The 17,722-nt window shown below is 66.7% G+C and carries 17 protein-coding genes and 2 pseudogenes; 6 read left to right on the top strand and 13 right to left on the bottom strand.

What is annotated here, in order from left to right; all coding sequences use genetic code 11:
• Positions 1–270 precede the first annotated feature (270 nt).
• A complete protein-coding gene (ubiE, locus tag QRO93_RS06090; protein ID WP_006471026.1) occupies positions 271–1,032 on the bottom strand; it encodes a bifunctional demethylmenaquinone methyltransferase/2-methoxy-6-polyprenyl-1,4-benzoquinol methylase UbiE in 762 nt (253 codons plus the stop codon).
• Positions 1,033–1,112: 80 nt separating this feature from the next.
• Between ubiE and QRO93_RS06085 the strand changes: the two genes are divergently transcribed.
• From QRO93_RS06085 to QRO93_RS06070, 4 genes are all read left to right on the top strand, one after another.
• On the top strand, positions 1,113–1,565 hold the full coding sequence (locus QRO93_RS06085) for a nucleoside deaminase (RefSeq protein ID WP_005411083.1): 453 nt from the start codon (positions 1,113–1,115) through the stop codon (positions 1,563–1,565).
• Positions 1,566–1,763: 198 nt separating this feature from the next.
• Positions 1,764–2,024: a hypothetical protein gene (locus QRO93_RS06080; protein WP_053450832.1), complete on the top strand. Its 261-nt coding sequence runs from the start codon at positions 1,764–1,766 to the stop codon at positions 2,022–2,024.
• 74 nt (positions 2,025–2,098) lie between these two features.
• Positions 2,099–2,425 (top strand): hypothetical protein, encoded by a 327-nt coding sequence (locus tag QRO93_RS06075; protein WP_008266057.1) that lies wholly within the window; start codon positions 2,099–2,101, stop codon positions 2,423–2,425.
• Positions 2,426–2,487: 62 nt separating this feature from the next.
• Positions 2,488–2,910 carry a low affinity iron permease family protein gene (locus QRO93_RS06070; RefSeq protein WP_008267004.1) on the top strand — a complete coding sequence of 141 codons (423 nt, stop codon included), beginning with the start codon at positions 2,488–2,490 and terminating at the stop codon, positions 2,908–2,910.
• Positions 2,911–3,053: 143 nt separating this feature from the next.
• Here QRO93_RS06070 and smeF read toward each other — a convergent pair whose 3' ends face one another.
• The 3 genes from smeF to smeD all read right to left on the bottom strand — a co-directional run bounded on the left by smeF (position 3,054) and on the right by smeD (position 8,830).
• A complete protein-coding gene (smeF, locus tag QRO93_RS06065) occupies positions 3,054–4,439 on the bottom strand; it encodes a multidrug efflux RND transporter outer membrane subunit SmeF (protein WP_053450833.1) in 1,386 nt (461 codons plus the stop codon).
• Positions 4,440–4,510: 71 nt separating this feature from the next.
• On the bottom strand, positions 4,511–7,633 hold the full coding sequence (smeE, locus tag QRO93_RS06060) for a multidrug efflux RND transporter permease subunit SmeE (RefSeq protein ID WP_053450834.1): 3,123 nt from the start codon (positions 7,631–7,633) through the stop codon (positions 4,511–4,513).
• Positions 7,634–7,645: 12 nt separating this feature from the next.
• The gene (smeD, locus tag QRO93_RS06055; protein ID WP_180879378.1) at positions 7,646–8,830 is read right to left on the bottom strand and encodes a multidrug efflux RND transporter periplasmic adaptor subunit SmeD; all 1,185 of its coding nucleotides are present in this window, start codon (positions 8,828–8,830) and stop codon (positions 7,646–7,648) included.
• 210 nt (positions 8,831–9,040) lie between these two features.
• Here smeD and QRO93_RS06050 point away from each other — a divergent pair.
• A pseudogene (locus QRO93_RS06050) lies at positions 9,041–9,322 on the top strand (TetR family transcriptional regulator); the annotation flags it as partial.
• Positions 9,255–9,890 (top strand): annotated as a pseudogene (locus tag QRO93_RS06045) (Gfo/Idh/MocA family protein); the annotation flags it as partial. The pseudogenes QRO93_RS06050 and QRO93_RS06045, both read left to right, overlap by 68 nt.
• A gap of 63 nt (positions 9,891–9,953) precedes the next feature.
• Here the strand turns inward: QRO93_RS06045 and hslU are convergent.
• The 9 genes from hslU to QRO93_RS06000 form a co-directional block, all read right to left on the bottom strand.
• A complete protein-coding gene (hslU, locus tag QRO93_RS06040) occupies positions 9,954–11,327 on the bottom strand; it encodes an ATP-dependent protease ATPase subunit HslU (RefSeq protein ID WP_006471086.1) in 1,374 nt (457 codons plus the stop codon).
• A gap of 54 nt (positions 11,328–11,381) precedes the next feature.
• Entirely contained in the window at positions 11,382–11,933 is a 552-nt protein-coding gene (gene hslV, locus QRO93_RS06035) for an ATP-dependent protease subunit HslV (RefSeq protein ID WP_005411093.1), read from the bottom strand.
• Between the two features lie 74 nt (positions 11,934–12,007).
• Positions 12,008–12,208 (bottom strand): DUF3079 domain-containing protein, encoded by a 201-nt coding sequence (locus tag QRO93_RS06030; protein ID WP_164086608.1) that lies wholly within the window; start codon positions 12,206–12,208, stop codon positions 12,008–12,010.
• Positions 12,209–12,285: 77 nt separating this feature from the next.
• The gene (gene xerC, locus QRO93_RS06025) at positions 12,286–13,176 is read right to left on the bottom strand and encodes a tyrosine recombinase XerC (RefSeq protein WP_180879374.1); all 891 of its coding nucleotides are present in this window, start codon (positions 13,174–13,176) and stop codon (positions 12,286–12,288) included.
• A 16-nt stretch (positions 13,177–13,192) separates the two neighbouring features.
• The gene (locus tag QRO93_RS06020; protein WP_053450837.1) at positions 13,193–13,867 is read right to left on the bottom strand and encodes a DUF484 family protein; all 675 of its coding nucleotides are present in this window, start codon (positions 13,865–13,867) and stop codon (positions 13,193–13,195) included.
• Positions 13,864–14,715, bottom strand: a complete 852-nt coding sequence (gene dapF, locus QRO93_RS06015; protein ID WP_164086606.1) for a diaminopimelate epimerase — start codon at positions 14,713–14,715, stop codon at positions 13,864–13,866. The genes QRO93_RS06020 and dapF overlap by 4 nt, the downstream gene beginning before the upstream one ends.
• The gene (locus QRO93_RS06010) at positions 14,708–14,980 is read right to left on the bottom strand and encodes an LPS translocon maturation chaperone LptM (RefSeq protein ID WP_164086605.1); all 273 of its coding nucleotides are present in this window, start codon (positions 14,978–14,980) and stop codon (positions 14,708–14,710) included. The genes dapF and QRO93_RS06010 overlap by 8 nt, the downstream gene beginning before the upstream one ends.
• Before the next feature lie 69 nt (positions 14,981–15,049).
• Positions 15,050–15,475 carry a YbaN family protein gene (locus QRO93_RS06005; RefSeq protein WP_053450840.1) on the bottom strand — a complete coding sequence of 142 codons (426 nt, stop codon included), beginning with the start codon at positions 15,473–15,475 and terminating at the stop codon, positions 15,050–15,052.
• Positions 15,476–15,528: 53 nt separating this feature from the next.
• A complete protein-coding gene (locus QRO93_RS06000) occupies positions 15,529–17,640 on the bottom strand; it encodes a S9 family peptidase (RefSeq protein WP_180879372.1) in 2,112 nt (703 codons plus the stop codon).
• Positions 17,641–17,722: the final 82 nt, after the last annotated feature.

Raw genomic sequence — 17,722 nt, 5'->3', positions numbered from 1 at the left:
AATCGGGACCGTTACGGGGATCAAACCCCAATGGTACCTCCCTCCGGCCGCGCAGGCGTTGCGCGGTGCGGGGTAATGGCGGGCGGGGCCGGAACTGCGCCTCCGGCGCATGCCAACCAAGGTTGGCATCTACAGGTGGGTGCCAACCTTGGTTGGCACGGATTTTTCATCGCTCGCGGCAGGCCCGTGCCGACCAAGGTCGGCACCCACCAGAGCGGATGACCGCAGCCTGGGCGTGCCAACCAGGGTTGGCACCTACCAAGGCACGACTTACAGCTTGTAGCCGGAATGGATCGAGACGATGCCGCCGGTCAGGTTCTTGTAGTGGCAGCGCTCGAAACCGGCCTGCCCCATCATCGCCTTCAGCTCGTCCTGCGGCGGATGCTTGCGGATGCTCTCGGCCAGGTACTGGTAGCTGTCCGAATCGTTGGCGAACAGCTTGCCCAGCTTGGGCAGGATCCGGAACGAATGGAAGTCGTAGATCGGCTTGAACCAGTCGGCGGTGACTTCGGAGAACTCCAGCACGCGGGCTTGGCCGCCCACTTTCAGCACGCGGTACATCTCGCGCAGGCCGGCGTCCTTGTCCGTCACGTTGCGCAGGCCGAAGGCGATGGTGACCAGATCGAAGCTGTTGTCCGGGAACGGCAGGGCCTCGGCGTTGCACTGCACGTAGTCCAGGCCGAGCACCAGGCCGCGGTTGGTCAGGCGGTCACGGCCGACCGACAGCATGCCGGCGTTGATGTCGCCCAGCACCACCGAGCCTTCGGCGCCCACGCGCTCCTTCAGCAGGGCGGCGATGTCGCCGGTGCCACCGGCCAGGTCGAGTACGCGATCACCCGGCTTCACCTGCGCGGTCGCCACGTAGTAGCGCTTCCACGCCCGGTGCACGCCCAGGCTCATCAGGTCGTTCATCAGGTCGTAGTTGCGCGCGACCGACGTGAACACCTGGCCGACCAGCTTCTGCTTGTCCTTGGCGGCGACGTCGCGGAACCCGAAATGGGTGGTACCGGCTTTGTAGGGGGATTCGCTCATGGCCCCGATTATCGCACCGCCGGGAGCCAGCGGCACCCCCTGCCCGTATCATGGCGGGCCACGACTTACCGGAGCCCCGCATGATCACCACGCCCGACTACCAGGCCCTGCTGCAGACCGCCATCGCCGAAGCCCGCCAGGGCCTGGCCGAAGGCGGCGTGCCGATCGGCGCGGCGCTGTACCACAACGACGGCCGCCTGCTCGGCTGTGGCCACAACCGGCGCGTGCAGGAAGGCGACCCATCGGTGCACGGCGAGACCGATGCGTTCCGCAAGGCCGGCCGCCAGCGCCGCTACCAGGACACCATCATGGTCACGACCCTGGCCCCGTGCTGGTACTGCTCGGGGCTGGTGCGCCAGTTCAACATCGGCACGGTGGTGGTGGGCGAATCGCGTACCTTCCAGGGCGGCATCGACTGGCTGCGCGAAAACGGCGTCAACGTGATCGATCTCGACAGCCAGGAATGCGTCGATCTGCTCGGCGGCTTCATTGCGCAGCATCCGGAGATCTGGAACGAAGACATCGGCGAATGAGCACTGCGCAGCGTACTGTTGAACCTGCTTAATGAACGCTTCAGCGCTGGCACGCCCTAGTGCCGGCAGCGTTTGCGGCGATTGCTGTGAACCCGTGCACAGTCAGCTGGACTGCCTGCACACGCTGCGGTAACACCCCACCCGCGCAGGGCGCCTAGGGTGGGGTTACCGGGACTTCCTTCCCCGGCGGAGCCAGCCATGTGCGCGCACGCCGTACGCCCCACGCCCGACCCGATCCTCGCCGCCATCCGCACGCGCCTGCAGCAGCAGTTCGCGCTGCATCAGCGTGGCGCCCTGTTCTGGACGGCCTACCAGGGCCTGCAGCTGGAACTGGTACAAGGCCGTCCGCTCGACCACGAGCGCCTGTGCAACGCAATGGCCGACATGGCCGAAGAAATGGGCGCGGTCGAGCATGCGCAACTGATCGGCAATCGCAACGCTGGCTGCACATCTCCCTGACGCGGCATCCACTGCCGCTCAGGCCACACTGCGATGAACCCCCACTCCCATCCACTTCAACCGATTGGATCGACATGCACGCTGAAGTTCCCACCATTCCCCCGGTCATCAACGTAGACGCCGAGCTTGACCACTGGCGCCGCCAGCATGCCGACGGCGCACTGCCGCACAATTCGTTCGGCTCGTACGTACCGTGGATCAAGTTCGCCTGCGATTCGCTGATCACCCAGCCGCGCGCCAGCAATGCGCAGCGCGACGAGATGTTCCAGACCCAGTACGCCCTGCAGATCATGCCGCGCCTGAGTGAAGCCCAGGCCCGCGAGTTCGTCGACCGCTGCTGGCAGCACGTCTACCAGACCAGCCGGGTGCGCCTGCAGGACGCTCCGCGCCTGCGCGCCTGAGCTGCACGGCCCCTGCACAAGGCACTGCCGATCATCTTCGTCACCTGAGTGGGACGACGACGATGAAAGCAAGAAACCTCTTCAATACGATCGCCAAGAAGGCCGCGGCCGCCACCGGTTCGCCGTGGACCTTCCTGGCTGCGGTCGCGATCGTGGTGATCTGGGGCATCAGTGGCCCGCTGTTCGGTTTCAACGACACCTGGCAGCTGGTGATCAACACCGGTACCACCATCATCACCTTCCTGATGGTGTTCCTGATCCAGCACACGCAGAACTCGGACACCGCGGCGATGCAGATCAAGCTCGACGAGCTGATCCGCGCGACGGCCGAGGCCAACAACGAGCTGCTCGACCTGGAAGAGCTGGACGAAGAGCGACTGGAAGAGATCCGCCGCGAGTACGAGCGCATGGCGCGCGAAGCCGGCGACGCGCTGGCACGGGTGCGTGCCTGCCATGCCACCCGCCGCGACGATGAGGCGGTGTAGCAGGCCCTGGAATGACAATGCCGGCCAGCGGCCGGCACTACCACCGATGATCGAGGTAGGTGCCAACCTTGGTTGGCACAGGGCCAGCCGCCTGCGCTGACGCATTCGTGCCAACCAAGGTTGGCACCTACCAGAAGCGCTGCTTATCCGCGCTCGTGCCAGCCGCCGCCCAGCACCTTGTACAACGTGATGCGGTTGGCCTGCTGGGCCAGCTGCGCCTGCAGCTGCGTCTGCTGCGCGTTGTAGGCGGTACGCCGTGCATCGAGCAGGGTGACGAAGCTGTCCAGGCCGGCGTCGTAGCGCGCCTGTGACAGGCGGTTGGCCTGTTCGGCCGCATCCACCAGGCGCTGCTGTGCACTCACCTGCTCATCCAGGCTGACATTCAGCGCCAGCGCGTCGGCGGTTTCGCGGAAGCCGACCTGGATCGATTTCTCGTACTGCGCCAGCGCGATATCGCGGTCCGCATTGGCGATGGCCAGGTTGGCGCGCAGCTTGCCGCCCTGGAAGATCGGCAGGGTGATCTTCGGCAGGAAGCTCCACACGCGGGTGCCGCTGTCGAACAGGTTGGACAGTTCGCTCGAACCACTGCCGATGCTGCCGGTCAGCGAGATGCTCGGGAAGAACGCCGCACGTGCCGCGCCGATGTTGGCGTTGGCAGCCAGCAGCTGGTGTTCGGCGGCCATGATGTCCGGGCGCTGCAGCAGCACGTCGCTGGGCAGGCCAGCCGGCGGCGGTGCCAGCGCCAGCAGCTGCGGTTCGATGCTGTCCGGCAGCAGTGATGCATCCAGCTGACCACCGGCCAGCAGTGCCAGCGCGTTGCGGTCCTGGGCCAGCTGCCCACGCAGGCGTGCGGCATCGGTGCGCGCGGTTTCCACCAGCGTGCGGGTCTGGGTCAGTTCCAGTGCCGAACTGCCGCCGCGCTCATGGCGGGCTTCGGCCAGGCGCAGCGAATCCTCGTAGGTCTTCAGCGTGGCATCGGCGATCTTCAGCCGCTGTGCGTCGGCACCATAGGTCAGCCACGCCGTGGCGGTCTCGGCCACCAGGCTCAGCTGCGCATTGCGGCGATTGGCCGCCACAGCGAAGTACTGCTGCAGCGCCGCCTCGCTGAGGTTGCGCACGCGGCCGAACAGGTCGAGCTCGAACTCGGCCACGCCCACGCCCGCGGTGAACTGTTCGGTGACGCCGGCGTCGGTGCCCTGGCGCTGCATCTGGCCGGTGACGGCCACGCCGGGTACGCGGTCGGCGCGCTGCACGCGGTACTGGCCGCGTGCGCGTTCCACGTTGAGCACGGCCACGCGCAGGTCGCGGTTGTTCTGCAGCGACTGGTCGATCACCTGCTGCAGGCGCGCGTCGGTGAAGAAGTCGCGCCAGCCGACGGCGGCAACATCGGCCACCTGGCCCTGCGTGGCCTCGGCCGGCCACTGCGCCGGAATGGCCGGCGCGACGGCGGTGTCCTTCGGCACCAGGGTGGAGCAGCCGGCCAGCGCAAGCGCGGCGGCAATGGAAAGGAACAGGGATGCACTTTTCATGGGATGACTTCCATCGGTACTGCCGGATGGCAGGAGGTCATGCCGGCCAGTGGCCGGCATGACCGTTTCGCTTACGTGGAGGATTTGCGCTTGAACACGCGCTGCACCACGACGAAGAACAGCGGCACGAAGAACACGCCGAGCACGGTGCCGACGATCATGCCGCCGAGCACGCCGGTGCCGATCGCCTGCTTGGCGCCGGAGCCGGCACCGGTGGAGATCGCCAGCGGTACCACGCCCATGCCGAAGGCCAGCGAGGTCATCACGATCGGGCGCAGGCGGTCGCGCACGGCGTGCATGATCGACTCGATCAGGCTGGCGCCCTTCTCCAGGTTTTCCTTGGCGAACTCGACGATCAGGATCGCGTTCTTGCTGGTCAGGCCCACCGTGGTCAGCATCGCCACCTGGAAGTAGATGTCGCGTTCCAGGCCCTTGAAGGTGTTGGCCAGCACCGCGCCGAGGATGCCCAGCGGGGCGGCCAGCAGCACGGCGGTCGGCACGCTCCAGCTTTCATACATCGCGGCCAGGCACAGGAACACGATCATCAGCGACAGCGTGTACAGCAGCGGCGTCTGCGAGCCCGCCTGGCGTTCCTGGTAGGACATCGCCGTCCATTCGATGCCGAAGCCCGCCGGCAGCTGCTTGGCCAGCTGTTCGATCTCGGCCATGGCATCACCGGAGGCGACGCCTGGGGCCGGTTCGCCCTGGATTTCCATCGCCGACACACCGTTGTAGCGCTCCAGGCGCGGCGAACCGTAGTCCCAGTGCTTGCTGGCGAACGCGCTGAACGGCACCATCTCGCCCTTGTCGTTCTTCACCGACCAGAGGTCGAAGTCCTCCGGCACCATGCGGAACGGCTGGTCGGCCTGCACGAACACGCGCTTGACGCGGCCGCGATCGACGAAGTCATCGATGTACGAACTGCCCCACGCCGCGGCCAGCGTGCCGTTGATCTGGTCGATCGACAGCCCCAGCGAGGTCGCCTTGGCCGCATCGATGTCGATGCGGAACTGCGGCGTGTCTTCCTGGCCGTTCGGGCGCACGTTGGCCAGCTTCTTGCTGCCTGCGGCGAGTCCCAGCAGCTGGTTGCGCGCGGCCACCAGGGCCTCGTGGCCCTGGCCACTGTTGTCCTTCAGGAAGAAGGTGTAGCCCGAGGCGGTACCCAGTTCCGGAATGGCCGGCGGCGGGAAGGCGAAGATGAAGGCATCCTTGATCTGGCCCAGTGCCGCCATCGCGCGCCCGGTGATCGGCATCACGCCGTTGTCGGCGTCACGCTCGCTCCAGTCCTTCAGCTTGACGAAGGCCATGCCCGCGTTCTGTCCCATGCCGGCGAAGCTGAAGCCCTGCACCGAGAACACCGATTCCACCGCATCCTTCTCGTTCTGCAGGAAGTGGTTTTCCAGTGCCGTGATCGATTCCAGCGTGCGTTCCTGGGTGGCACCGACCGGCGCCTGCACCAGCGCCATCAGCACGCCCTGGTCTTCGTTGGGCAGGAACGAGCTGGGCAGGCGCACGAACAGCACGCCCATCAGCACGAACAGCGCCGCCACGATGCCCATGAAACGCCACGGACGGTGGATGATGCCGCGCACGCCACGCTGGTAGCTTTCGCTGGTGCGGTCGAAACCACGGTTGAAACCGTTGAAGAATCGACCGGACCAGCCCTTGTGCGCGACGTGGTGCTCGCCCTTCTTCAGCGGCTTGAGCATGGTCGCGCACAGCGCCGGGGTCAGCACGATCGCCACCAGCACCGACAACGCCATCGCCGAGACGATCGTGGCCGAGAACTGGCGGTAGATAACGCCGGTGGAGCCGCTCATGAAGGCCATCGGCACGAACACCGCCGACAGCACCAGGCCGATACCCACCAGCGCGCCGGTGATCTGGCCCATCGACTTGCGGGTCGCTTCGAGCGGCGACAGTCCTTCCTCGGACATGATGCGCTCGACGTTCTCCACCACCACGATGGCATCGTCCACCAGCAGGCCGATCGCCAGCACCATCGCGAACATGGTCAACATGTTCACCGAGAAGCCCAGCATCGCCAGCACGCCGAAGGTACCCAGCAGCACCACCGGCACGGCGATGGTCGGGATCAGGGTGGCGCGGAAATTCTGCAGGAACAGGTACATCACCACGAACACCAGCACGATCGCTTCGATCAGGGTCTGCACCACGCCCTTGATCGACACGCGCACGAACGGGGTGGTGTCGTACGGGATCTCGGCCTTCAGCCCGGCCGGGAAGAAGCTCTTCATGTCCTGCAGCGCGGCATCCACACCGGCCGCGGTGTCCAGCGCGTTGGCGCCGGTGGCCAGGGTGACCGCCAGGCCGCTGGCCGGCTGGCCGTTGTAGCGGGTGACGAAGTCGTAGGACTCGGCACCCAGTTCGACGCGGGCGACATCACCCAGGCGCAGTTCGGCACCGTCCTGCGCACCGCGCACGATGATGTTGCGGAACTGTTCCGGGGTCTGCAGGCGCGACTGCGCGTTGATGGTGGCGTTGAGCTGCTGGCCCTTGACCGACGGCGCACCGCCAAGCTGGCCGATGGCCACCTGGGCGTTCTGCGCCTTCACCGCTGCCGTCACTTCGGCAACCGACAGGCCGTAGGTGTGCAGCTTGTTCGGGTCCAGCCAGATGCGCATGGCGTACTTGCCACCGAACACCTGGATGTTGCCCACGCCCGGCACGCGGCTCAGACGGTCGACGACGTTGGAACCGACGTAGTCGGCGATGTCGTTGGCGTCCATGCTGCCGTTCTCGGACACGAACGCGATGACGTTCAGGAAGCCCGAGCTCGACTTGGCCACGTTGATGCCCTGCCGCTGTACTTCCTGCGGCAGCAGCGGCATGGCCAGCTGCAGCTTGTTCTGCACCTGCACCTGGGCGATGTCCGGGTTGGTGCCGCTCTCGAAGGTCAGAGTGATGGTGGCCTGGCCGTTGGACGAGCTGTTGGAGGAGAAGTAGATCAGGCCATCAAGGCCCTTCATGTTCTGCTCGATGATCTGCGTCACCGAGTCCTCGACCACCTTGGCCGATGCACCCGGATAGGTGGCGCTGATTTCCACCGCCGGCGGTGCGACGTTGGGGTACATCGAGACCGGCAGCTTGAACAGGGCCAGGCCGCCGGCGAGCATGATGATGATGGCGATCACCCACGCGAAGATGGGTCGATCGATGAAAAAGCGTGCCATGGGGTTCTCCGCTTACTTCGCGTCGCCGGCCGGGGCGGCAGGCTGGGCGGCTGCCGCCGGCTTGGCCGGTGCAGCGCCCTTCTCGGTGGCCTTGACCGGCATGCCGGGGCCGATCTTCTGCAGGCCTTCGACAATGACCTTGTCGCCGGCCTTCAGGCCGTCATCGACCAGCCACTTGTCGCCGACCGTGCGGCTGACCTTGACCGGGCGCACTTCGACCTTGTTGTCCTTGTCGACCACCATCGCCGTGGTGTCGCCCTTCGGATCACGGGCGATGCCCTGCATCGGCACCAGCACCGCATCGCTGCGCACGCCGCCGCCGATCACCGCACGCACGTACATGCCCGGCATCAGCAGGCCGTCGGGGTTGTCCACCTTCACGCGCAGGCCGAAGCTGCCGGTGGCCGGATCGACGCTGACTTCGGAAAACTCCAGCGTGCCCTTGTGCTCGAAAGTGCTGCCGTCTTCCATCAGGATGCTGACCGGCAGGGTCTGGTTGTCCTGCAGGCGGCCGGCGGCCAGTTCGCGACGCAGCTGCAGCAGCTCGGCCGAGGACTGGGTCAGGTCCACATAGATCGGGTCCAGCTGCTGCACGGTGGCCAGCGCGTTGGCCTGGCCGGCGCTGACCAGCGCACCCTGGGTGACGCTGGACTTGCCGATGCGGCCACTGATCGGCGCGGTGATGCGGGCATAGCCGAGGGTGACGTTGGCCGCGTCCAGCGAGGCCTTGGCGGCACCGACATCGGCCTCGGCCTGCTTCTGCGCGGCCACGGCGTTTTCCAGGTCCTGCTGGCTGACCGCGTCGACCTTGGCCAGCTCGGTGATGCGCTTGGCGCTCAGCCGGGCGGCGTTGGCGGTGGCTTCGGCGCGGGCCAGCTGGGCGCGGGCGTTGTTGGCCTGGGCGCGGTAGCTGGCGTCATCGAGCTGGTACAGCGGCTCACCGACCTTGACCATGCCGCCCTCGGTGAACAGGCGCTTGGCAACGATGCCATTGACCTGCGGGCGCACTTCGGCCACCAGGAAGGCATTGGTACGGCCGGGCAGTTCGCGGGTCAGGCCCACGGTCTCGGACTTCAGCGTGACCACGGTGACGTCACCCGGGCCCTGTTCGGGGGCCTGGGGTTGGCCGCCACAGGCAGCCACGGTCGCGGCGATGGCCAGCGACAGCGCGAAGGGTCGGATTCGGCTCAGCAACATGACGGAAAGGCGCTTAGGGGAAGGAATCTCAAAAAACGCTGATACGGGCCAAAAGCGCCAGCAGACAACGCATACCGGCGGTGAGTGGTAGCCAGAACGGGCCTGCCACGCACACGGCGGGAATGATGGGTGCGAAATATACATACATGCGTGTTTGTTTGTAAACCGGTACAATTCAGCCACGTTTCACCCGCACTCGTACCCACACCCATGGCCCGCAAGACCAAAGAGGACACCCAGGCAACCCGGGAAGGCATCCTTGACGCCGCCGAAGCCTGCTTCCATGAACACGGCGTGGCCCGTACCACGCTGGAGATGATCGGCGCCCGCGCTGGCTATACCCGTGGCGCGGTGTACTGGCACTTCAAGAACAAGAGCGAGGTGCTGACCGCGATCGTCGAGCGCGTGCACCTGCCCTTCATGCAGGAACTGGCCGGTGTTCGTTGCCTATTACCGCCGCGCCCTGCCCCGCTTCGCGAAGGTCAAGCAGTTGCTGGACAGCGGCGCGATCGGTACGCCGCGCAGCGTGCGCGCGACCCTGCATCGGCCACACTCGGCGCATGCCACATCGCCGGACTTCTGGCGGACCAACCCCGCGATCTCCGGCGGCGGCCTGTTCGTCGATCTCGGCTCGCACACCCTGGACCTGCTCGACCATCTGCTGGGCCCGCTGAGCGATGTCAGCGGCCTGGCCAGTTCTCAGGCAGGCGCGTATGCCGCCGAGGACAGCGTCTCGATGTGCTTTCGCACCGGAACCGGTGCGCACGGCATCGCGCAGTGGAGTTTCTGCGCATTCCGGCGCCAGGATGAGATCGAAATCACTGGCGACCGTGGGCAGCTGCGTTTTGCCACCTTCGAGGACGTCCCGGTGCTGCTGGAAACCGACGCGGGCATGCAGGCGTTCGAGATCCCGAACCCGCCGTCGATCCAGCAGCCGTTGATTGCCACCCTCGTGGACGAACTGCGCGGCCACGGGCGCTCGCCCTCGACCGGCCTCAGTGCCGCCCGCACCAACGCGGTGATCGACCAGGTACTGCAGGCCTACCGCGCCAGACAGTGAATCCACGCCATGCGTGGATGCCCTTCGCGCCAAAAAAAGGCCGCCTTTCGGCGGCCTTGTGCGTTACAGGATGTAGCGGCTCAGGTCCGGGTCCTGCACCAGCTCGCCCAGGTGGGCATCGACGTAGGCACTGTCGATGGCCAGCGTCTCGCCGTCGCGATCCGGTGCCTCGTAGCTGAGCGAATCCAGCAGGCGCTCCAGCACGGTATGCAGGCGGCGAGCACCGATGTTTTCCTGGCGCTCGTTCACCTGGAAGGCGATCTCGGCCAGGCGCTCGATGGCATCGGCGGTGAAGCTGACCTTGACGCCCTCGGTGGCCAGCAGCGCTTCGTACTGCTTGGTCAGCGCGGCCTTCGGCTCGGTCAGGATGCGCACGAAATCGTTCTTGCTCAGCGCGCCCAGCTCCACGCGGATCGGGAATCGGCCCTGCAGCTCCGGAATCAGATCGCTGGGCTTGGCCAGGTGGAACGCGCCCGACGCGATGAACAGGATGTGGTCGGTCTTGATCGTGCCGTACTTGGTGGACACGTTGGAGCCTTCCACCAGCGGCAGCAGGTCACGCTGCACGCCTTCGCGCGACACATCGCCGCCGCCCACGTTATCGCCACGCTTGGCGACCTTGTCGATCTCGTCGATGAAGACGATGCCGTGCTGTTCGCAGGCTTCGATCGCCGCGGTGCGGATGTCGTCCTCGTTGACCAGCTTGCCGGCTTCTTCCTCGATCAGCAGCGGGCGCGCGGCCTTGATGGTCAGCGTGCGCTTGTGCGCCTTGGCACCGCCACCGAGGTTGGCGAACATCGACTTCAGCTGCTGGCCCATTTCCTCCATGCCCGGCGGGGTCATGATGTCCATGCTGACATTGGCGGCCAGGTCGAGTTCGATCTCGCGTTCGTCCAGTTCGCCATTGCGCAGCATCTTGCGGAACTTGATGCGGGTCTCGTTGTCCTGCGCCGACGGCTCGTTGCGGGCCACTTCCGGATCGAAACCGATGCCACCACTGCGGCGCGGCAACAGCGCATCGAGGATGCGGTCTTCGGCGCGTTCTTCGGCCTGCGTACGCACGCGCACCTTGGCCTGCTCGCGGTACAGCTTCACTGCAGTATCGGCCAGGTCACGGATGATCTGCTCGACGTCCTTGCCGACGTAGCCCACTTCGGTGAAGCGGGTCGCTTCGACCTTGACGAACGGCGCGTTGGCCAGCGTGGCCAGGCGGCGCGCGATCTCGGTCTTGCCGACGCCGGTCGGGCCGATCATCAGGATGTTCTTCGGCATCACTTCATTGCGCAGCTCGGGCACCAGCTGCATGCGGCGCCAGCGGTTGCGCAGGGCGATGGCCACCGCGCGCTTGGCGTCGTGCTGGCCGACGATGTGCCGGTCCAGTTCCTGCACGATCTCGCGCGGGGTCATGGTGGCGGAGGAAACTTCGATCTTCGACATGGATGTGCTCACGGATTCGTTGTCGGTCGTGCCGGCCAGCGGCCGGCACGACCCTCAGAGCTCCTCGACCACCACGTTGCGGTTGGTGTAGATGCAGATGTCGCCGGCGATGCCGATCGCCTCGCTGGCAATGGTGCGTGCATCCAGTTCGGTATGCGCCATCAGCGCGCGGGCAGCCGACAATGCATAGGAGCCACCGGAACCGATGGCGATGATGCCGTCCTCCGGCTCGATCACATCGCCGGTGCCGCTGATGATCAGCGAGGTTTCCTTGTCGGCCACCGCCAGCAGGGCCTCCAGCTTGCCCAGGCGGCGCTCGGTGCGCCAATCCTTGGCCAGCTCGACCGCCGCGCGCTGCAGCTGGCCGTGCTTTTCCAGCTTGGCCTCGAACAGCTCGAACAGGGTGAAGGCATCGGCGGCGGCACCGGCGAAGCCGGCCAGCACCTGGCCGTCGCGGCCCAGGCGGCGCACCTTGCGCGCATTGCCCTTCATCACGGTGTGGCCCAGCGTGACCTGGCCGTCGCCGGCAATGGCCACGTGCTCGCCGCGACGTACGCAGACGATGGTGGTGGCGTGGAAAACGTTGGGGTTCTGACTGGGGTCCATGCGGCCTCCGATAGCTGTTCACGGGACATGGGGACAGCGCCGGGTGCGATCAAGCCTGCGTGGATGGCTGCCGTTCAGCGCTTGGCGTGCGACGGCCGGTCCGGATTGGGTTCGATGCCCCAGGCGATGTACCAGTCTTCACCCTGCGTCTCGATCGGATGCTGGGTGCGGCCGGAGCCATTGCCGCAGGCCAGCGCATTGGCCGCGCAGTAGCGGTCGCAGCCCCAGCAGATGCGCTCCGGGTGTTTGGGATGCAACGGTATGGGCTTCGCCATGGCGGCGGTGTCCTCGTGGCCTGCGGCCACGATGCGCCGTTTGCATCAGACCTGCCCTGATCCAGATCAAGGGCCGGCTATTCAGCCTTGTCGCCCTTGCTGCGGCGCTTGGCGCGTGGATGCGCGGCGTCGTAGACCTTGGCCAGGTGCTGGAAATCGAGGTGGGTATAGATCTGGGTGGTGGCGATATCGGCGTGGCCGAGCAGTTCCTGCACGCCACGCAGGTCACCGGAGGATTCCAGGATGTGGCTGGCGAAACTGTGCCGCAGCATGTGCGGGTGCACGTGCTTGAACAGGCCCTGGCGCTGCGCCAGCTGGCGGATGCGGATCTGCACCGCGCGTTGGCTGATCGGCCCGTTGCGGCCGGGAAACACCGGCGAGGCCGGGCCGCCCCCGCTTTCCGCACGCCACGCCTGCAGTGCTTCGCGTGCCGGCCGCCCGAACGGTACCCGGCGCTGGCGATTGCCCTTGCCCATCACGTTGACCAGGCCGCTGGCGAAGTCCAGGTCGCGCCAGGTCAGCGCGCAGACTTCGCTCAGGCGCAGGCCCGAGGAATAGAACAGCTCCAGCAGCGCGCGATCGCGGCGGCCGAGTTCACCTTCCGGTTCCAGTTCGACCAGCTGCACCGCTTCGTCGGCATCGAGCACCTGCGGCAACCGCCGCGGTGCACGCGGCGCTTTCAGCGTCGCCGCCGGGCTGACCTCGATGCGGCCGTGCTTCAGCAGCCACGCATAGAAGCTGCGGCAGGCGGACAAGCGGCGCTGCAGGCTCTTGGCCGACAGCCCACGGCGATGCTCATCGGCGACGAACTGGCGCAACGTTTCGACATCGAGCGCTTCCACGGCCATGCCGCGGGGCTCGGCCCATGCCGACAGCGCGTCCAGGTCGCGGCGGTAGGCGTCGAGCGTGTGCGCCGACATCCGCCGCTCCACCTGCAGGTGCTGCAGGAAGGCCTGTACCGCGCTCATCGTCGTCGTACCCTGCTCAGCCCGCGAAGCGCTTCAGGCCGGTGACCAGGGCGTCGCCCATCATGCGCAGGAACAACGTGCCCATGCCCGGGTAGAAGCGGTTCGGGTCATGGCTGCCGACCGCGATCAGGCCCACACCGGGCAGCGGCAGCAGTGCGGTGGTCTGCACTTCCTCACTGCGCACGCCATACAGCACGGCATTCTTTTCCGGCTGCAGGCGGCCGCAGATCGGCTCGCCATCCTTCAGGCAATCGCGGAACGGACCCAGCTGCGGATCATCGGCGGCGATCACCTGCAGCCAGTCGGCCTGTTCCAGTCCGGCCACCGGCGTGTGCACCACCAGCCGCACCAGATCGCCGGCGAAGTCTTCCTGCAATGAAGCGGCCATCGCGCGCAGGGTGTCTGCGGCGTTGTCCTGCTTCATCAGCGCCAGGGTCAGCTGGTGCGTGCGCACCGCCAGGCGTTCATTGACCTGGGCGGTCGCGCCCAGGTCGGCCAACCGTCGTGCCAGCTCGCGGTTCTTCTCGCGCAGCACTTCCAGCTGGTAGCTGGCCAGCGACGCGGTCGGGCCGTCGTCACGCGGCACCACCAGGGTCAGGGCCAGGTCCGGGAACTGCTTGAGGAAGCCCGGATGCCGCCGCAACCAGGCAGCGACTTCATGGGCCCCGAGCTTGTCGACGGTTTCGGTCATGCGATCCACTCCCCTTCGAAGACGAATGCGGTCGGGCCCGCCATCACCACCGGCTGGCCGTCGCCCGGCCACTGGATGCGCAGGTCGCCCCCAGGCAGGCTGATGCGGGCATCGTGCTGCAGGCGGCCGCGCTGCATCAGGGTGACGGCGGCGGCACAGGCGCCACTGCCGCAGGCCAGGGTTTCGCCGACGCCACGCTCGAACACGCGCAGGCGCGCATGGTCCGGGCCCATCACCTGGGCAAAACCCACGTTCACCGAGCGCGGGAACGACGCGTGCTGTTGCAGCAGGGCACCGACGCGCTCGACCGGCGCCGCGTCGATCAGGCCCACTTCGATCACCGCATGCGGGTTACCCATCGACACCGCGGCGAACCGAACGCTCTCGCCCTGCAGCGGCAGCAGGTATTCCTCGCGCGGGTGGGCAAAACCCACCAGCGGCACGTTGGCCGGCTCGAATGCCGGCACGCCCATGGTCACCGCGAACTGGCCATCGCCCAGCACCTTCACTTCATGGCTGGCCAGCGGGCTGTCGATGACGAACGCATCGCCCTGCGCACTGCCCTCGCGCACCAGCCACGCGGCAATGCAGCGCGCGCCGTTGCCGCACTGCTCGGAGTTGGAACCGTCGGCATTCCAGATCCGGTACGAGGCCACCGAACCGTCCGCACGCGGCGCTTCGATGGTCAGGATCTGATCACAGCCCACGCCAGTATGGCGATCCGCCAGGCGCGCGGCCAGCTCGGGCGTGGGCGGCGCGGTGCCGTCACGCAGGTCGATCACTACGAAATCATTGCCCGCGCCATGCATCTTGCTGAAGCGCAGGGCGCTGGAACCGGCCTTACCCATTCCCGCCGCCCGCCTTCTTCGCGGGCGCGGGCGCCGGCGGGGTGGTCGGTGCGGCCGGGTCCGCGGTCGTGGCCGGAGTACCGCTGCCCTCGGTCTGCGCCGGGGTCGCCTCGGTGGCGGGTTCGGCAGCCGGCTCGACGGCTTCTTCCACCGGCACCGGCTTCTGCGGCAGTACCAGCGGGCCCTTGTTGCCGCAGGCGGCAAGGAACAGCAGCGAGGCCGCTGCCAGCGGAATCAGGATGACGTTTCGATGGGGGATCTTCATGCCCCGAGTATAGCCATTGGCGGCTGAGCGGTTGGTGCAGGGGAACGCGTTGCCGGCCAGCGGCCGGCACTACCGCTCCGGCGGCGGCAACGGCCGCGTCCACAGCCAGATCGCCACCACGGTCATGCTGCCGATCGAGAACCACTTCACCCAGGCGATCGGCACGCACCACAGCATGATGGCGGCACACACCGCCATGGTGATCGTGGCCATCCACTTGCCGTAGCGGCTGACCGCACCATGCGCCTGCCAGTTGGCGATGGCCGGGCCGAAGCGCGGATGCTGAATCAGCCACGTGTGCAGGCGTTCGGAACCGCGCGAGGCGGCCCAGGCCGAGATCAGGATGAATACGGTGGTCGGCAGCCCCGGCACGAAGATGCCGACGATGCCGGTTCCCAGGCTGACGTAGGCCAGCAGCCACCACGCCCAGCGGAAACGCACCACGCGCGGTGGCGTGGGGACGTCGCGGGGGGCGGAAGGATCAGGCGCGCTCATGGCCGAAGGATACCGGTTCAGGGTGCCAGGCAACGCCCGGCACCCCGTTGCGATCACGGCTGGACGATGCCCAGCTGCTGCAGCACGAACGCATACGACTCGGACAGCTCGCGGTAGCGCTGGAAGCGCCCCGACTTGCCACCGTGGCCGGCTTCCATGTTGGTGCGGAACAGGATCGGGTAATGGCCGGCGTTGTCGTCACGCAGCTTGGCCACCCACTTGGCCGGCTCCCAGTACTGCACCTGTGAGTCCCACAGGCCGGTACCGACGAACAGCGCCGGATAGGCTTGCTTCTTCACGTTGTCGTACGGCGAGTAGGACAGCATGTAGTCGTAGTACGGCTTCTGTTCCGGATTGCCCCACTCGTCGTACTCGTTGGTGGTCAGCGGGATGGTCGGGTCGAGCATGGTGGTGACCACGTCGACGAACGGCACCTGCGCCACCATCACCCGGTAATCCTGCGGCGCCTGGTTGGCCACCGCGCCCATCAGCAGGCCACCGGCGCTGCCACCGGAGGCGGCGACGCGATCCTTCGCCGCCCAGCCCTGCGCCACCAGGCCCCGGGTGACGTCGATGAAGTCGTTGAAGGTGTTCTGCTTGTGCAGCAGCTTGCCGTTCTCGTACCAGTCGCGGCCCATTTCCTGGCCACCGCGGATGTGGGCGATGGCATACACCACGCCACGATCGAGCAGGCTCACCGCGGTCTGGTTGAAGTACGGGTCCATCGACATGCCGTAGCTGCCATAGGCGTACTGGAACAACGCGCCCCTGCCGTCCTTCTGGTAGCCCTTGCGGTAGACCAGCGACACCGGCACCTTCACGCCATCGCGCGCGGTGATCCAGACGCGATCGGTTTCATACTTCGAGGCGTCATAGCCGATCACCGGCTGCACCTTCAGCTGGCGGCGCTCGCCGGTAGCGGTGTTCAGCTCGAACACGGTGGTCGGGGTGGTCATCGAGGTGTAGACGTAGCGCAGCCACGGCGTATCGGCCTCGGTGTTGTCGCCCAGGCCCATCGAATACGCCGGCTCGTCGGCCCTCACGTAATCGCTGCGGCCGTCCTTGAACAGCAGGCGGATGCGCTCCAGGCCTTCGGAACGTTCTGCGATGGCGGTGTAGCTGTCGAACAGCTCGAAGCCTTCGATGAACACCGCATCGTCATGCGCGATCCAATCCTTCCACTGCGCGCGCGAGGTGGCGTCGGTCGGCGCGGTGACCAGCTTGAAATTCTTCGCGCCATCGTTGGTGCGGATCACCCAGCGGCCGTCGTAGTGATCGGCGTCGTACTCGACGTCGCGCTGGCGTGGCGCCAGCACGGTGAAGGTGGTCGGGTCGCTGGCCGGCGCGTAGCGCTCTTCCGAGGACACGGTGCTGTGCACACCGATGGTGATGAAGCGATCGTCGCGGGTGCGGCCGATGCCCATGTAGAAGCTGTCGTCCTTCTCTTCGTAGACAACGCTGTCGGCGCTGGCCGGGGTGCCCAGCACGTGCTTCTTGACGCGCACGGTCAGCAGGGTTTCCGGATCGTTCTCGACGTACAGCACGGTGCGGTTGTCGTCGGCCCAGACCAGATCGCCGGAGCTGCCGGTGATCACGTCGGGCAGCACCTGGCCGGTGCGCAGGTCCTTGAAGCGGATCGTGTACTGGCGGCGGCCGACGTCATCGTCGGCCCAGGCCAGCAGCTGGTTGTCCTGGCTCACTTCCATCGAGCCGACGCTGAAGTAGCCCTTGCCGGCCGCCATCGCGTTGACGTCCAGCAGGATTTCCTCGGCCGCGTCCATGCCGCCCTTGCGGCGGGCGTGGATGGGATAGTCCTGGCCGGTCTCGTAGCGGCTGTAGTACCAGTAGCCGCGCTCGCGCGCCGGTACGCTGGAATCGTCCTGCTTGATGCGGCCGACGATCTCCTTGTACAGGGTGTCTTCCAGCGGCTTCAGCGGTGCCAGCAGCTGGTCGGCGTAGGCATTCTCGGCCTGCAGGTAGGCCAGCATGTCCTTGTTTTCGCGCTTGTCGTCGCGCAGCCAGTAATAGTCGTCGTTGCGGGTCGCGCCGAACGGCGCCTTGACCACGTGCGGATGCTTGGCGGCATCCGGCGGAACGGGCGGAGTGGCAGCGGTAGCGGTGGTGGTCATCAGGCTGGCAAGCAACAGGCAGAGGGTGGATTTCATGAGATAAGGCTCCAGGTGCGGTTACGCAATGGCGTCCATGGCACAGGTAGAGTCGAGCTTGCTCGACTGACCGCAACAGCAG

The sequence above is a fragment of the Stenotrophomonas maltophilia group sp. Smal17 genome (genome assembly GCF_030237045.1).
In the GTDB taxonomy this organism is placed as follows: Bacteria; Pseudomonadota; Gammaproteobacteria; order Xanthomonadales; family Xanthomonadaceae; genus Stenotrophomonas; species Stenotrophomonas forensis.
This window is presented reverse-complemented; position numbering and strand designations above follow the sequence as displayed.

Excerpts from the sequence above, each read along its gene's own strand:
- QRO93_RS06010 (WP_164086605.1), bottom strand. The coding sequence starts at position 14,980 with ATGAAGATCCCCCATCGAAACGTCATCCTGATTCCGCTGGCAGCGGCC.
- hslU (WP_006471086.1), bottom strand. The coding sequence starts at position 11,327 with ATGTCGAAGATCGAAGTTTCCTCCGCCACCATGACCCCGCGCGAGATC.
- QRO93_RS06075 (WP_008266057.1), top strand. The coding sequence starts at position 2,099 with ATGCACGCTGAAGTTCCCACCATTCCCCCGGTCATCAACGTAGACGCC.
- QRO93_RS06000 (WP_180879372.1), bottom strand. The coding sequence starts at position 17,640 with ATGAAATCCACCCTCTGCCTGTTGCTTGCCAGCCTGATGACCACCACC.
- smeD (WP_180879378.1), bottom strand. The coding sequence starts at position 8,830 with ATGTTGCTGAGCCGAATCCGACCCTTCGCGCTGTCGCTGGCCATCGCC.
- QRO93_RS06005 (WP_053450840.1), bottom strand. The coding sequence starts at position 15,475 with ATGAGCGCGCCTGATCCTTCCGCCCCCCGCGACGTCCCCACGCCACCG.
- smeE (WP_053450834.1), bottom strand. The coding sequence starts at position 7,633 with ATGGCACGCTTTTTCATCGATCGACCCATCTTCGCGTGGGTGATCGCC.
- ubiE (WP_006471026.1), bottom strand. The coding sequence starts at position 1,032 with ATGAGCGAATCCCCCTACAAAGCCGGTACCACCCATTTCGGGTTCCGC.
- dapF (WP_164086606.1), bottom strand. The coding sequence starts at position 14,715 with ATGGGTAAGGCCGGTTCCAGCGCCCTGCGCTTCAGCAAGATGCATGGC.
- QRO93_RS06080 (WP_053450832.1), top strand. The coding sequence starts at position 1,764 with ATGTGCGCGCACGCCGTACGCCCCACGCCCGACCCGATCCTCGCCGCC.
- hslV (WP_005411093.1), bottom strand. The coding sequence starts at position 11,933 with ATGGACCCCAGTCAGAACCCCAACGTTTTCCACGCCACCACCATCGTC.
- QRO93_RS06030 (WP_164086608.1), bottom strand. The coding sequence starts at position 12,208 with ATGGCGAAGCCCATACCGTTGCATCCCAAACACCCGGAGCGCATCTGC.
- QRO93_RS06085 (WP_005411083.1), top strand. The coding sequence starts at position 1,113 with ATGATCACCACGCCCGACTACCAGGCCCTGCTGCAGACCGCCATCGCC.
- QRO93_RS06070 (WP_008267004.1), top strand. The coding sequence starts at position 2,488 with ATGAAAGCAAGAAACCTCTTCAATACGATCGCCAAGAAGGCCGCGGCC.
- xerC (WP_180879374.1), bottom strand. The coding sequence starts at position 13,176 with ATGAGCGCGGTACAGGCCTTCCTGCAGCACCTGCAGGTGGAGCGGCGG.
- QRO93_RS06020 (WP_053450837.1), bottom strand. The coding sequence starts at position 13,867 with ATGACCGAAACCGTCGACAAGCTCGGGGCCCATGAAGTCGCTGCCTGG.
- smeF (WP_053450833.1), bottom strand. The coding sequence starts at position 4,439 with ATGAAAAGTGCATCCCTGTTCCTTTCCATTGCCGCCGCGCTTGCGCTG.